Source organism: Pseudomonas sp. TNT3, assembly GCF_010095445.2.
Lineage (GTDB): Bacteria > Pseudomonadota > Gammaproteobacteria > Pseudomonadales > Pseudomonadaceae > Aquipseudomonas.
The window spans coordinates 1-14,707 of record NZ_WFGV02000067.1 but is presented as its reverse complement, the minus strand read 5'-3'; the positions used below and the strand labels follow the sequence as shown (position 1 = coordinate 14,707).

Sequence of the window (14,707 nt, the reverse complement as noted above, 5' to 3'; positions counted from 1 at the left end):
ACACAAAATCCGCGTCGAGCACAGATCCCCTGTGGGGTGCGCTGGTCCTGCCGACCCTGAGCGCTATCGATCTACAGACCTGCCCGTCACAGATCAAAACGGTCCACCGCGCGCCGACGCTCATTGTCATCGCGCACGTCATAGTTCGCAGTGGTCTGAATGTTGCTGTGATGCGCCAGTTTCTGCGCAATCGACAGGTCATGCTCTTCGATGACCCGGGTGATGAACGAGCGCCGAAAGTCATGGGGCATGATGTTAACCCCGACCTGAGCGCCCCGCTGCCGGGCAATGTAATAGATCGCATGTTTGGTAATGCGCTCGCGGGTGATATGGCTGCCACGGCGAATGCGGTTGAACAGGAATGGGTCGTCCTCTTCACCTTCCTTGAGGTGCGAACGACGCAGTTCAAGCCAGGCATCGAGTTTGGCGAACGCCCAGGCCGGCGCATACTTGATCAATTGCTTGTTGCCTTTGCCGGTAACCCGCAGGCTGCGCTCGTTGAAATCAACCTGGCCAAGGTCCAGATTGACTGACTCCGACTTGCGCATCCCGGACCCATACAGAATCGCGATGATTGCCGCATCCCGAAGACCTTGGGGACGTGGATCAGCCGCGCACACGGCCATCAATTCCTGGATCAGCGAACGCCTGAGGTTACGGCCCTGAGAAAGCCGCGTCCCGGCCATGCCCTTTACCGAGCGCATCTTCAGCAAGTGATCCTGGCTGATCAAACTCATGCGCCACGCTTCGTTCATCACGCCACGTACGGCGTTGACGTACAGCGAAGAGGTATTCGGCGCATAGCCGTCCTCGCGCAGGGCGGCGACGAGCGCAACGACATTCTCCGGCTGCAACTGATGCCAGGGAATCTCCTCGATGTTCACGTCCTCGAAGCCCAGGCGGTCGGCCGCGTCCTGCAGAACGTAGCGCATGGTCAATTGGCTGGAGGGGGCCAATCGAGCCAGGTACAGGGTCAGAGGATTGGGTTTTGAAAAGTTGGAATCGGTAGCGGGTAAGTCAATCAAACGAAACGGCCCTAAGAGAAATCAGTTCATTAAACAACTTGTTCATACTTTAGAGCAATTTGAACAACCTGCGCTCTCTGTAGGAACTGCCGCAGGCAGCGATCTTTATGAAGATCAGTAGATCGCAGTCTGCGGCAGCTCACACAATGGGCCAAAGGATTTTTCGCACCCTATAACATCAAATAAAATGCACTGAAACAGCATTAATATGAATTTGTCAGCGATCATCGGGCGCGGCACACTGTGCGCGTTCCTCCCCCAACAGTTGGAACACCTTCAAGGGCTTTCTGGGTCTCCCAGCCGAGCCTTTTTTTTTGCCCTGATTTTGAACGGACCTTTTGCCTGATGCTTGCTCGCTGGTTACCCGCCGCCATCAATACCCGCCCTACCGAATGGAGCCGAGCCGCGATTGGCATGGCATCAGGCACATTGTTTAGCGTCTGGTTGTGTAGCCAGGTGTTCGGTATTGAAGTGGCGCAACACCTGATCGGCCCGCTGGGTGCGTCGGCGGTGCTGTTGTTCGCCGTGTCCTCCGGCGCCCTCGCGCAACCATGGTCAATTATGGGCGGCTACCTGAGTGCAGCCGTGGTTGCCCTGCTGGTGGCCCACGTTATGGGCCGGACGCTGACCAGTGCTTGCCTGGCGGCCGGTCTGGCACTGATTCTGATGTGCTGGCTGCGTTGCTTGCACCCACCGGCCGGTGCCTTGGCGCTGATACTGGTACTGGCCGATCCGGCGACCATTGCCCTGGATTGGAAAGCACTGGCGCCGGCAATGCTCGGTGCCTCCATTCTGCTGTTGTGGGCATTGGCCTATAACAACCTGACGCGGATTCGATACCCCAAACGGGCCGCAGAACCGGTCGTCGTGCTGCCGGCCGATCACCTGCCCGTCGACAGTCAGGCCATCACCGCCGAGGACCTGAAACTGGCCCTGGCCGACATGGAAGCCTTCTACGACGTCACCCCCGAAGACCTTGAGCAACTAATCCATGCCAGTGAACTGCACGCCAGGCGGCGCAGTATTGGAGACGTTTTTTCTCGGCAGGATTGACGATCAAAAGATCGCAGCCTTCGGCAGCTCCTACAGGTGTACGCGATCCACAGAAGGAGCTGCCGGAGGCTGCGATCTTCTCATTGTGCCCTAAGGTAAATATGCAAACAGAGCCTGCACATATCCCGGTTGTACATCACAAATTTGCACTGGTACGATCCGGGATCGCTCGCGTGCGAGCTTCTTGATAAAGAACAATAAAAGCAGGGAGTTAGTGATGACTGCTCAGGTTTCTTCTCCAGCGACTCAGTCGATGGATGCCACGCAAAACGAGGTGCTGGCCGAGGTCCGCAACCACATCGGTCACCTGACCCTCAATCGCCCCGCCGGGCTTAACGCCCTGACCCTCGACATGGTCCGCAACCTTCAGCGCCAGCTCGACGCCTGGGCGATCGATGAGAACGTGCACGCCGTGGTGCTGCGCGGTGCTGGCGAGAAGGCTTTCTGTGCCGGTGGCGACATCCGCTCGCTGTACGACAGTTTCAAAAGCGGCGGCACGCTGCATCAGGATTTCTTCGTCGAGGAATATGCCCTCGATCTCGCGATCCACCACTACCGTAAACCGATCCTGGCCTTGATGGACGGTTTTGTCCTGGGTGGCGGCATGGGTCTGGTACAAGGCGCCGACTTACGCGTCGTCACCGAGAAAAGCCGCCTGGCAATGCCGGAAGTGGGCATCGGTTATTTCCCGGACGTAGGCGGCAGCTATTTCCTGCCGCGCATTCCCGGTGAGCTGGGAATCTATCTAGGGGTCAGTGGCGTGCAGATTCGCGCGGCCGACGCGCTCTACTGCGGGCTGGCGGACTGGTACCTGGAAAGCGTCAAACTGGAATTGCTCGACGAAAAACTCGATCAACTGGATTGGCAAGACTCGCCGCTCAAGGACCTGCAAGGCGTCCTCGCCCAACTTGCGGTACAACAGCTGTCCGATGCGCCTCTGGCGACGTTGCGCCCGGCCATCGACCACTTCTTCGCCCTGCCCGATGTGCCGAGTATGGTGGAGCAACTGCGTGAAGTAACGGTTGCGGACAGTCATGAATGGGCACTCGCCACCGCAGACCTGCTGGAAAGCCGCTCGCCATTGGCAATGGGCGTCACGCTGGAGATGCTGCGACGCGGTCGGCACCTGAGCCTGGAAGACTGCTTTGCCCTTGAGTTGCATCTGGACCGTCAGTGGTTCGAGCGCGGTGACCTGATCGAAGGCGTACGCGCGTTGCTGATCGACAAAGACAAAACGCCACGCTGGAATCCGCCGACCTTGCAGGCGCTGGACGCCGAGCATATCGCGAGTTTCTTCACAGGCTTCGACCAGAGCGAGAGCTGAGTCATGCACGATATCGAATTGAGCGAAGAACAAGTGATGATCCGCGACATGGCCCGGGATTTTGCCCGCGGCGAAATCGCGCCCCATGCACAAGCCTGGGAAAAGGCCGGCTGGATCGACGACGGTCTGGTGGCGAAGATGGGTGAGCTGGGCCTGCTGGGCATGGTGGTGCCCGAAGAATGGGGCGGCACTTACGTGGACTACGTTGCCTATGCCCTGGCAGTGGAGGAAATTTCCGCCGGTGACGGCGCCACGGGTGCACTGATGAGCATCCACAACTCCGTAGGTTGCGGGCCGGTCCTGAACTACGGCACCGAAGAGCAGAAAAAAACCTGGTTACCGGACCTCGCCAGCGGTCAGGCCATCGGCTGTTTCTGCCTGACGGAACCCCAGGCCGGTTCCGAAGCCCACAACCTGCGCACCCGCGCCGAACTGCGCGAAGGCCAGTGGGTCATCAATGGCGCCAAGCAATTTGTCAGCAACGGCAAACGCGCCAAGCTGGCGATCGTGTTTGCGGTCACCGACCCGGACTTGGGCAAACGCGGCATATCGGCGTTCCTGGTACCCACCGACACCGCTGGCTTCATCGTCGATCGCACCGAACACAAGATGGGCATTCGTGCGTCCGATACCTGCGCGGTGACCTTGAGCAATTGCACGATTCCCGAAGCCAACCTGCTGGGTGACCGTGGTAAAGGGCTGGCGATTGCCCTGTCCAACCTCGAAGGCGGACGCATTGGCATCGCGGCGCAGGCCTTGGGCATTGCACGGGCGGCGTTTGAAGCGGCATTGGCCTACTCGCGTGATCGCGTGCAGTTTGACAAGCCGATCATTGAGCACCAGAGCATTGCCAATCTGCTGGCCGATATGCACACCCGTCTGAACGCCGCGCGCTTGCTGATCCTGCATGCCGCACGCCTGCGCAGTGCCGGCAAGCCGTGTCTGTCGGAGGCTTCACAAGCCAAGCTGTTTGCGTCGGAAATGGCCGAAAAGGTCTGCTCGTCAGCGATGCAGATTCATGGCGGGTATGGGTATCTGGAAGATTACCCGGTGGAGCGTTACTACCGGGATGCGCGGATTACGCAGATTTATGAAGGGTCGAGCGAGATACAGCGGATGGTGATTGCTCGCGAACTCAAGCATTACCTGGTTTGAACCGTTAAAAGCATCGCGAGCAAGCTTTGCTCCCACAGTAGATCTCCAGTGCTGATGAGAAACCCTGTGGGAGCATCGCTTGCTCGCGATGACGTCGCTGAAAACGCTACATCACTTCCCTTGGAACTGCGCGTCACGCTTGGCAATAAATGCCGCCATCCCTTCCTTCTGATCCTGCGTCGCAAACGCCGCATGGAACACTCGGCGCTCAAAGCGCACACCTTCGGACAGGCTCACTTCAAACGCACGGTTGACGCTTTCCTTGACCATCATCGCAATCGGCAACGACTTCTGGGCGATCTTCTCGGCAACCTTCAACGCTTCTTCCAGCAGCTCATCAGCCGGCACGATCCGCGCCACGATCCCGCAGCGTTCCGCTTCAACAGCATCAATCAACCGCCCGCTCAGGCACATTTCCATGGCCTTGGCCTTGCCCACGGCGCGGGTCAGGCGCTGAGTGCCGCCCATGCCTGGCAGCACGCCAAGGTTGATTTCCGGCTGGCCGAATCGAGCGTTGTCGCCGGCCAGGATGAAATCGCACATCAGCGCCAGTTCACAACCGCCGCCCAAGGCAAAACCGTTAACCGCAGCAATGATCGGCTTGCGGCGATTGGCTACGCGATCACTGTCGCTGAACAGGTCATCAAGGTAGATCTGCGGGTACGTCAGCTCCGCCATTTCCTTGATGTCGGCGCCGGCAGCAAAGGCTTTTTTCGAGCCGGTCAGCACGATGCAGCCGATGTTCGAATCTGCTTCCAGGCCATCGAGAGCGTGGTTGAGCTCGCTGACAATCTGCGCGTTTAACGCGTTTAGCGCTTGTGGACGGTTAAGGGTAATCAGGCCCACTCGACCGTGGATTTCCAGCAAAATCGTTTCGTAACTCATCCAGGACTCCTAAGTATTGTTTACGCCGAATCCCCGTAGGGTTCCTTGTTAAAGACTGCGCGAAATGACCATGCGCTGAATATCGCTGGTGCCTTCGTAGATCTGGCAAACCCGCACGTCACGGTAGATCCGCTCCACCGGGAAGTCGTTCAGGTAACCGTAGCCACCCAGGGTTTGCAACGCCGCGGAACAGACTTTTTCGGCCATCTCCGAAGCAAACAGCTTGGCCATTGAGGCTTCGACCAACGCAGGCTTGCCACTATCGCGCAACGCGGCGGCGTAATGGACCATCTGCCGGGCCACGGCAATCTGCGTCGCCATGTCCGCGAGACGGAACGCTACCGCCTGATGTTCGATGATCGGCTTGCCAAAGCTTTCACGCTCGCGTGCATAGTCGCGGGCCGCTTCAAACGCAGCGCGGGCCATGCCCACCGACTGTGACGCGATGCCTACACGACCGCCCTCAAGGTTGGCGAGGGCAATTCGATAGCCCTCACCCTCCTCGCCCAACCGATTGGCCACGGGCACTTTCACGTCTTCGAACAGAATCTGGCAGGTATCGGAGGCATGCTGGCCGAGCTTGTCTTCCACGCGTGCGACTTTGTAGCCCGGCGAGTCGGTCGGCACGATCAGCGCCGTGATGCCGCGCTTGCCGGCACTCGGATCGGTGACGGCGAACACGATCACCACACCGGCGTTCTGCCCGGACGTGATGAACTGTTTGCAGCCGTTGAGCACGTAGTGGTCACCTTCCAGGCGTGCGCGGGTTTTCAGGCCGCTGGCGTCGGAGCCGGCCTGGGGCTCGGTCAGGGCAAAGGCACCGAGCATTGCGCCGCTGGCCAGCGGCTTGAGGAAGCGCTCTTTCTGGTCATCGGTGCCGTAATTGAGGATCGGCACGCAACCCACCGAGTTGTGCACGCTCATGATGGTCGAGCACGCGCCATCACCGGCGGCAATTTCTTCCAGCGCCATGGCGTAAGCCAGGTAACCGGTGTCACAACCGCCCCATTGTTCCGGGACCAACATGCCGAAAAAGCCCAGCTCGGCCATTTCGCCGATGGCCTCCGTCGGGAAGCGATGCAAGCGATCCCACTCCGCGGAGAACGGCTTCAGCCGCTCCTGGGCAAACTGCCGGGCCGCGTCGCTGATCTGTGTTTGTTCGTCATTGGGAATCATGCGAAATCCTTAAAAATGCAATCGCCCCTGTAGGAGCTGGCGCAGCCTGCGATCTTTTGATCTTGATCTTTGGCAATCATCATCACCACATCAAACGTTCGCAGCTTGCAGCAGCGCCTACAGAAACCGCGCAGAGTGATCAGCAAGCCTTAGTACAGGCACTCAACTGCAATAGCCGTTGCCTCGCCGCCGCCGATGCAGATGGCTGCAACACCGCGTTTCAGGCCCTTCTGGCGCAAGGCGGAGAGCAAGGTCACGAGGATCCGCGCGCCAGACGCACCAATCGGATGCCCCAAGGCACACGCGCCTCCGTGCACATTGACCTTCTCGTGAGGGATCTCCAGTTGGGCCATGGTCACCAGACTCACCACCGCGAACGCCTCGTTGACCTCAACCAGGTCGACTTCATCCAGGGACCAGCCGGTTTTCTTCATCAGCTTTTTGATCGCACCCACCGGTGCCACCGGGAACAGTCCCGGAGCGTCGGCGAACGCGGCGTGACCATGAATCACTGCCAGAGGCTTCAAGCCTTGTTTCTCGGCCTCGGAACGGCGCATCAGCACGAGCGCTGCGGCACCGTCGGAAATCGAGCTGGAGTTCGCCGCCGTCACGGTCCCGCCTTCGCGGAATGCCGGCTTCAACGAAGCGATCTTGTCCAGTTTGGCTTTCGGGGGTTGTTCGTCGTTGCTGATCAGCACCTGCTCTTTGCCGATGGTCACCGTCAGCGGCACGATCTCGTCCTTGAAGGTGCCATCCTTGATGGCCTGCTGTGCGCGGGTTGTCGAGGCAATGGCGAATTCGTCCTGGACTTCACGGGTGAAACCATTGGATTCGGCGCAATCCTCGGCGAAGGTGCCCATCAAGCGGCCTTTGTCATAGGCGTCTTCGAGGCCGTCAAGGAACATATGATCGAGCACACGACCGTGGCCCATGCGGTAGCCGGCACGTGCGCGGTCCAGCAGGTACGGCGCGTTGGACATGCTTTCCATGCCGCCGGCGACCACCACGTCGACGCTGCCGGCGACGAGCATGTCATGGGCCAGCATCGTCGCTTCCATGCCCGAACCGCACATTTTGTTCAGCGTGGTGCAGCGGGTCGACTTATCCAGCCCGGCGCCCAGCGCAGCCTGGCGTGCAGGTGCCTGGCCCAGGCCTGCGGACAGTACGCAGCCGAACAGCACTTCTTCGACGGATTCAGGCTTGATACCCGCGCGCTCTACGGCAGCGCGAATGGCAGCAGCACCCAGTTGCGGCGCCGTCAGGCTTTTCAGTTCGCCCTGGAAAGCACCCATCGGGGTGCGGACGGCGCTGACAATAACAATCGGATCGTTGGCAAGTGTCATGACAAATTCTCCTTACTTGGCGGCCATGCGCAAGGCACCGTCGAGACGGATCACCTCGCCATTGAGCATGCTGTTTTCAATGATATGCCTGACCAGCGCAGCATACTCGTCCGGTTTGCCCAAACGTGGCGGAAAGGGCACGCCAGCCGCCAGAGAAGCCCGGACTTCCGGGGTCATACCGGCCATCATCGGCGTTTCGAAAATGCCGGGGGCGATGGTCATCACACGAATGCCGAAGCGCGCCAGCTCACGGGCCGCAGGCAACGTCAGGCTGACGATGGCGCCTTTGGACGCGGCATACGCCGCCTGACCGATCTGGCCGTCGTAAGCAGCAGCGGAGGCGGTATTGATGATTACCCCGCGCTCGCCGTCTTCATTGGCCTCGGTTTCGGCAATCGCAGCTGCCGCCAGACGCAGCATGTTGAAGCTGCCGATCAGGTTCACATTGATGACCTGGCTGAAACTGGCCAACGCGTGAGGGCCGGTTTTGCCGAGGATTTTCTCGCCTCGCACGATGCCGGCGCAGTTAACCAGGCCGTTCAGGCCACCAAAGGCCTTGACGGTCGCCTGCACGGCAGCTTCGGCGGCGGCTTCGTTGCTGATGTCCGCGACGACGCTTTGCGCGCCCAGTCGTTGAGCCTGAGCTGCAACAGCCTCGGCGTTCATGTCCACCAGCATCACTTTGGCGCCGGCCGCAACCAGCATCTCAGCGGTGGCCGCACCCAGTCCGGAGGCGCCGCCGGTGACGAGAAAAGCCTTGTTTTCGATCTGCATCATTGTTTCCTTGAATTCAAGCTTGAACGTTCTTCGCGGCGGCCTCTTGAGCCTTGGCGATTTCCTGGTTGCGCAAGATAAAGCGCTGCAATTTGCCGCTAGGGGTTTTCGGCAATTCGCTGACAAATTCGATTTCCCGGGGATAGGAATGCGCTGCCAATCGCTTGCGCACGTGCTGGCGCAGTTCTTCGGCGAGGGCAGGTTCGGCGCGGTACTGCGAGCTCAACACAACGAAGGCTTTGACCAGTTCGGTGCGCTCAGGGTCGGGTTTGCCAACCACTGCCGCCTCGACCACCGCCGGGTGCTCGATCAGCGCACTTTCGACGTCGAACGGGCCGACCCGGTAGCCAGAAGTTGTGATCACATCGTCACTGCGCCCGACAAAACTGATGCTGCCGTCCGGGTTCCACTCCACGGTATCGCCGCTCAGGTAGTAGTTGCCGACGAAGGCTTTGGTGGGTGCGCCTTCGTAGCCGGCGAACCAGCACATCGGCGATTGGGTGCGGTCGATGGCCAGGATGCCCGGCTGCCCCACGCCCAGTTCCTGATACTCCTCGTCCAGCACCACGATACGGTGACCAGGAGAGGTGAAACCCGCCGCACCCATGTGGATCGGGTGCTCCAGGCCATGGTGATTGCACAAAACCATGCCCAGTTCGGTCTGGCCGTAATGGTCGTGGATGACCACGCCGAGGTTGTCGGCAAACCAGCGGATCACTTCTGGATTCAGCGGCTCACCGGCACTGCTGACGATGCGCAGCTTGCCCTTGATCGAACGGGCGAACTCGTCGCCGCCTGCGATCAGCAAACGGTAGGCAGTTGGAGAACCGGTGAGGTTGGTGATGCCGTATTTGTTGATGACCCGGCAGGTACTTTCGAGGGTGAAGGGGCCATCGTAAAAGGTGATCGGGTGCCCCATCGACATCGGTCCGGTGACACCGAAATAGATGCCATAGGCCCAACCCGGATCGGCAACGTTCCAGAACGCGTCCTCGGGACGCAGGTCCACCGCGTCGCGGGTGTAACTCTGGAAGGCAACGATGGCCTTGAGCGGCACGGACAGCGCTTTCGAGGGACCGGTGGTGCCCGAGGTGAACATCAGCAGGAACGGATCTTCGCCAGTCAGCATGACCGGTTCGCAGTCGTTGGAATAGTTGGCCAGTTCGGCCCAGAAACTGAAATCGCCCCGCACGATGCCCTGGCCTTTCGGGCCGCCGACGGTAACGGTCGTCGGGCAGTCGATGACTTCAGTGAGTTTGGGGCGATTGATGGCGTCGGTGACGACGACTTTTGCGCCAGAGCTGCCGAGCCGGTGCTCGATGGCTTTGGGGCCGAAGGCGGTGAAGAGTGGCTGATAGACTGCACCGATGCGCCAGGTGGCGAACACAGTGATCAACAATTCGATGTTGCGCGGCAACAGACCGGCGACCTTGTCGCCCTTCTGCACCCCTTGGGCCAGCAGGAAATTGGCGAAACGCGCGGCTTTGTCCTGCAGGTCGCTGAAGGTGTAGGTGGCGCTGGCCCCATCGCGTCCCTCCCAGAACAATGCAATGCGCCCCGGCAACGCATGCCGGTCGCAGCATTCGACGCAGGCATTAACGGCCGTCAGGTCGCCTGCGAGTGCAGCGTCAACGGTGTCCTGATAATTGAACTGTGAAGTGGCAGACAAGTAATCGCGCATTGCCAGAATCCCTCGTATTGTTATTAGGTTGGGGGGGAACCGTAATCAACAGGGAAATCTTCGCTCTACGCGGTGCGCGGGACAATGGTCAAAGTTATCAAGTTGCGTGACTGGTTTGGCCAAGGCTCAAGGGCTGGGGTCTCGGGGCTGACCCTCCTATCCCTTCGGGATCAGTCAGCCTCGTTAAGAATCAAACTCCGATAATGCCCGGGATTGGACCCCGACCACTTGCGAAATGCCTTGTAGAACGAGCTGGCATCGGCAAACCCCAGCCGCGCGGCGATCTCGGCGAAGCTGATGCTCGGCTCTGCCAGCCAGACGATGGCCAATTCCTTTCGCACACTGTCCTTGAGCCCTTGATAAGTCTGCCCTTCCTCCGCCAGACGCCGCCGCAACGTCGACGCCGACATGCACAGCTGCTGCGCCAGCAGGTCGGTTTCCGGCCAATGTTGCGCCGACAGTTGCCGTAAATCATGCTTGATCCGGCTCGCCAGGCTTTGCGGATCACGGTACTTCACCAGGATATTGGCCGGCGCATGGGCAAGGAAACGCTTGAGTTCTTCAGGACTGCGCTTGATCGGCAAATCCAGGCATTCGGCGGAGAAAATCATGCGGGTGCGTGCTCGGTTGAACCGCAGATTCTCGGAGAACATCACCTGATAGTCATCGCAAAAGTCCGGCTCAGGGCAACGCAGCTCGATGGCCAGAATCGGAATGCGTCGCCCGGCCAGCCAGCAGGCAACCCCATGAACGATCATCCAGTAGGTGAAATAAGTGAAGGCTCGGCGCGGGTCCTGTTCGTCCTCGACCAAGACAATTTCCGCCAGACTTTGCTGACGCACCAACTGCGCCGGCAAGTACTCCAGCATTAACGACAGAAAACCCAGCCCGGAGGTCAGCCCTGCCGCCAGACTCGGCTGGACCATGGCGCAGCGACACAAAAACTCCAGACTGCCGGATTTGAGCTTGCGCGGGTCCATGCCGAAAAACTCGTCATCACCACGCCGGGCCAGCAAACGCCACAACCGCGCATAAGACGTGGCCGGGACACGGGCGCTGGTGGTCTCCAGCAACGCCGGATCGATACCGACTTTATTCAACACCTCATCGGTCGCGGCGCCTGAGGCGCAACTTTGCAACAGCGCTTCGCGCACCAGTTGAATGGAAATGGTGTCTTTTTCCGACATGGAGTGAGGCGAACCGTATTGTGGGTTTGAGTCGCCGCATCTTAGCGCAGCTGCCTGAGAAACGCCGTTGATCTGCTTTTGATCTTGATCTGATTGCCCCATTGGGTAAGAGCGAAACCCATAACGGCCGTTACCGCAGGAACGGATATGTACACCAGCAAGAATCTCACCGCCGATCAGGTCGTCATCGCGAGCAGGCTCACTCCTACAGTTTGATCTGGGTGTATCTGGGAGATATGAGTCGGCTTTGAGGCCGTCATCGCGAGCAAGCTCGGCTCCCACAGGTGAATGCGTGGGCTTCCAGAGTCAGGTCGGCTGGCAGGCCGCCTCGCTTTGGCTTTTGATCTGCTGTTGATCTTGATCTTCTTGCCCCATGGGAAGGCCGAGCACAGGTTCTGCGCAGTGGGCAACCCGGCATGGATGCCGGGTTAGCCGCGCACGGCCATGGATGGCCGATCGCGGCGGGCCCACGGAGCAGGGCCGGAGTGAGGGTATGCCGAGCTCAGGCGAGGCACCGTACGAAAGGGGCAAGAGCGTTTGGTTACTTGGCGCTCTTCCAAGTGACTCGCTGTAAGAGCGAAACCAATAGCAGCCGTGACCGCAGGAATGGATATGTACACCAGCAAAAATCTCACCGCCGATCAGGCCGCCATCGCCGGCAAGCCAGCTCCCACAGTTGATCCGGGTACATCAGGGGAATACTAATCGGCTATAAAGCCGACATCGCCGGCAGGCCAGCTCCTACAGTTTGATCGCGTACTTCAGGGGAATGCTCATCGGTTATGAAGCCGCCATCGCGAGCAAGCTTTGCTCCTACAGGCGGGAGGCGTTATCTCGAGGTCGTTCAGGCTGCGTTCAGGTTAATGTCAACGCTTACCATATGCGAATGAGTGTCATTATGTTACAACTTAGCACCCTATCTAATTCGATCCGGTGCTGAATGCTTGTTCCATTTTTGATCATGCTGCGCGAAGGCATTGAAGCTGCACTGATCGTTGGCATCATCGCCAGCTACCTCAAACAGACCGGACGTGGTCAATGGATGCCCGCCGTCTGGATCGGCGTCTTCCTGGCCGCCGCGCTGGCCCTGCTGGTGGGTGGCGGCCTGGAACTGGTCAGCGCCGAATTCCCGCAAAAACAACAGGAACTGTTCGAAGGCGTGGTCGGGCTGGTCGCGGTCGGCATCCTCAGTTCCATGGTGTTCTGGATGCGCAAAGTCGCACGGTCGATCAAGCATTCGCTGCATGCTTCCCTCGATCAGGCACTGACCGGTTCCAAACATCAGGTCACCGCCCTGATCGCCATGGTGTTTTTCGCCGTGGCCCGCGAAGGCCTCGAGACCGTGTTCTTCCTGCTCGCCGTCTTCCAGCAAAGCGAAGGCCCTGCAGCACCGATCGGTGCCCTGCTCGGCCTGATCCTGGCGATCATCGTTGGCGTCCTGATCTACACCGGCAGCATGCGCCTGAACCTCGGCGCATTTTTCCGCTGGACCGGGCTGTTCATCCTGGTGGTGGCTGCCGGCATTCTCGCCAACTCGGTACAGGCGCTTCATGAGGCCGGCGTGTGGAACCACCTGCAAACCGTACTGTTCGACTTCAGCGCCACGCTGCCCATGGACGGCCCCTTGGGCTCGGTGCTGGCCGGCATGTTCGGCTATCAGGACGCACCCACCGTCAGCACCCTCGGGGCTTATCTGATGTATCTGGTGGTGGCGCTGGTGATGTTTTTCCTGCCGGCATCGCCCCCTGCAAAGCAACCCCATTCAGTTTCCAGCCAGTAAGGGCACACATGCCAAACCAAGCCCCTCCCCCGGTTTCTGCTCCCCGCGCGCTGCGCTGGGCGGTGGCCGGTTCCATCGTGGTGATGATCGCCGCCGGTGGTCTGTTCTATTACGCCTCGCAGATGGCGGCGGCCAAGCGCCAGACCAACCATAACGAAGTGCTGATCACCATTCACCCGCACAGCTGCGAGCCGAACGCCCTGACGGTTCCGGCCGGTCGCGCGAGCTTCCGCATCGTCAATCGTTCGGATAGAGCGGTGGAATGGGAAATCCTCGACGGTGTGCTGGTGGTCGAAGAACGGGAAAACATCGCACCGGGCCTGAGCCAGGTGATCAACGCCAACCTCATGCCCGGCGATTACGCGATCACCTGCGGTTTGTTGAGCAACCCTCGCGGCACGTTGCACGTCACCCCCACCGCGGCTTCCGACGCCGCGTCCAAGGCAAAACCGTCGCTGGTCGCCTTCGTCGGGCCATTGTCGGAGTTTCGGGTTTACCTGAGCAGTCAGGGCACGGCGCTGATCAAAGCCGTCACCGCGCTGGAACAGGCCATCGAAACCGGCGATCTGGCTCAGGCGCAAGCCTTGTATGCGCCGGCCCGCGCCGCGTATCAACGCCTTGCACCGGCGTCCCAGCGACTGGCAGAACTGGACAACGCGATCAATGCCCGTGCCGATTACTTCGAAAAACGCGAACAGGATCCAGGGTTCACAGGTTTCCACCGCATCGAGTACGCGCTGTTCCAACAACGCAACCTCGACGGCCTGGCGCCTGTCGCTCAGCGTTTGATCGCCGACGTGACCACGCTCAAACAACAGCTGCTTGCGCAATCACTGCCGCCGGAACAACTGGTGAGCATCGTCATCCGCACCCTCAACAGCCTCGCCGACGTGCGTGCCAGCAGCGGTGAAGAAGAACGCTACAGCCACACTGACCTGAACGGTTTCGCCGCCAACCTGGAAGTGACGCACAAGGTCGTAGACCTGCTGCGACCGCTGCTCACCAAGTCCGCCGCCGACCTGCTGCCCAAGATCGACAGCGCCCTCGCTGCACTCGACGCAGACCTGAACGGCTTGAAGACCAAGGATGGCTACGCGAGCTACGACAGCGTGAGCGCCGAGCAGCGCAAACAAATCGCCGACAAGGCCAAGGTCCTGGCCAATGCACTCGACGGAATCGATCCCGCCCTTGGCCTCTCCGGCCTGTAAGCAGAAGACTCAAACCGATGAACGATTCAGAGCAATTCAACCTTCAGCGCCGCCGGGTGCTGATGGGCATGGGCGCCGCCGGTGTGGCACTGGCCGGCTCGGCGTTGAGCTGCCCG

Annotated in this window: 12 protein-coding genes; 5 read left to right on the top strand and 7 right to left on the bottom strand. The window is 59.9% G+C overall.

Annotated features, from left to right (window positions below):
• Positions 1-86 precede the first annotated feature (86 nt).
• On the bottom strand, positions 87-932 hold the full coding sequence (locus tag GBC55_RS26375; protein ID WP_235992883.1) for a tyrosine-type recombinase/integrase: 846 nt from the start codon (positions 930-932) through the stop codon (positions 87-89).
• Positions 933-1,370: 438 nt separating this feature from the next.
• Between GBC55_RS26375 and GBC55_RS26370 the strand changes: the two genes are divergently transcribed.
• From GBC55_RS26370 to GBC55_RS26360, 3 genes are all read left to right on the top strand, one after another.
• Positions 1,371-2,078 (top strand): HPP family protein, encoded by a 708-nt coding sequence (locus GBC55_RS26370; protein ID WP_162440447.1) that lies wholly within the window; start codon positions 1,371-1,373, stop codon positions 2,076-2,078.
• Positions 2,079-2,295: 217 nt separating this feature from the next.
• Positions 2,296-3,402: an enoyl-CoA hydratase/isomerase family protein gene (locus GBC55_RS26365; protein ID WP_162440446.1), complete on the top strand. Its 1,107-nt coding sequence runs from the start codon at positions 2,296-2,298 to the stop codon at positions 3,400-3,402.
• Positions 3,403-3,405: 3 nt separating this feature from the next.
• The gene (locus GBC55_RS26360; RefSeq protein WP_162440445.1) at positions 3,406-4,557 is read left to right on the top strand and encodes an acyl-CoA dehydrogenase family protein; all 1,152 of its coding nucleotides are present in this window, start codon (positions 3,406-3,408) and stop codon (positions 4,555-4,557) included.
• A gap of 111 nt (positions 4,558-4,668) precedes the next feature.
• On the opposite strand, the gene GBC55_RS26355 is transcribed toward GBC55_RS26360, so the two are convergent.
• The 6 genes from GBC55_RS26355 to GBC55_RS26330 all read right to left on the bottom strand — a co-directional run bounded on the left by GBC55_RS26355 (position 4,669) and on the right by GBC55_RS26330 (position 11,603).
• A complete protein-coding gene (locus GBC55_RS26355) occupies positions 4,669-5,442 on the bottom strand; it encodes an enoyl-CoA hydratase (protein ID WP_162440444.1) in 774 nt (257 codons plus the stop codon).
• A 48-nt stretch (positions 5,443-5,490) separates the two neighbouring features.
• A complete protein-coding gene (locus GBC55_RS26350) occupies positions 5,491-6,618 on the bottom strand; it encodes an acyl-CoA dehydrogenase (RefSeq protein WP_162440443.1) in 1,128 nt (375 codons plus the stop codon).
• Positions 6,619-6,767: 149 nt separating this feature from the next.
• On the bottom strand, positions 6,768-7,961 hold the full coding sequence (locus tag GBC55_RS26345; protein ID WP_162440442.1) for an acetyl-CoA C-acyltransferase: 1,194 nt from the start codon (positions 7,959-7,961) through the stop codon (positions 6,768-6,770).
• Between the two features lie 12 nt (positions 7,962-7,973).
• Positions 7,974-8,735 (bottom strand): SDR family NAD(P)-dependent oxidoreductase, encoded by a 762-nt coding sequence (locus GBC55_RS26340; protein WP_162440441.1) that lies wholly within the window; start codon positions 8,733-8,735, stop codon positions 7,974-7,976.
• A 16-nt stretch (positions 8,736-8,751) separates the two neighbouring features.
• Positions 8,752-10,416: an AMP-binding protein gene (locus tag GBC55_RS26335; protein ID WP_162440440.1), complete on the bottom strand. Its 1,665-nt coding sequence runs from the start codon at positions 10,414-10,416 to the stop codon at positions 8,752-8,754.
• Positions 10,417-10,586: 170 nt separating this feature from the next.
• Positions 10,587-11,603: an AraC family transcriptional regulator gene (locus GBC55_RS26330; protein WP_162440439.1), complete on the bottom strand. Its 1,017-nt coding sequence runs from the start codon at positions 11,601-11,603 to the stop codon at positions 10,587-10,589.
• A 940-nt stretch (positions 11,604-12,543) separates the two neighbouring features.
• Between GBC55_RS26330 and efeU the strand changes: the two genes are divergently transcribed.
• Both efeU and efeO read left to right on the top strand, forming a co-directional pair.
• On the top strand, positions 12,544-13,383 hold the full coding sequence (gene efeU / locus GBC55_RS26325; protein WP_162440438.1) for an iron uptake transporter permease EfeU: 840 nt from the start codon (positions 12,544-12,546) through the stop codon (positions 13,381-13,383).
• An 8-nt stretch (positions 13,384-13,391) separates the two neighbouring features.
• Positions 13,392-14,591 carry an iron uptake system protein EfeO gene (gene efeO, locus GBC55_RS26320; RefSeq protein WP_162440437.1) on the top strand — a complete coding sequence of 400 codons (1,200 nt, stop codon included), beginning with the start codon at positions 13,392-13,394 and terminating at the stop codon, positions 14,589-14,591.
• Positions 14,592-14,707 lie beyond the last annotated feature (116 nt).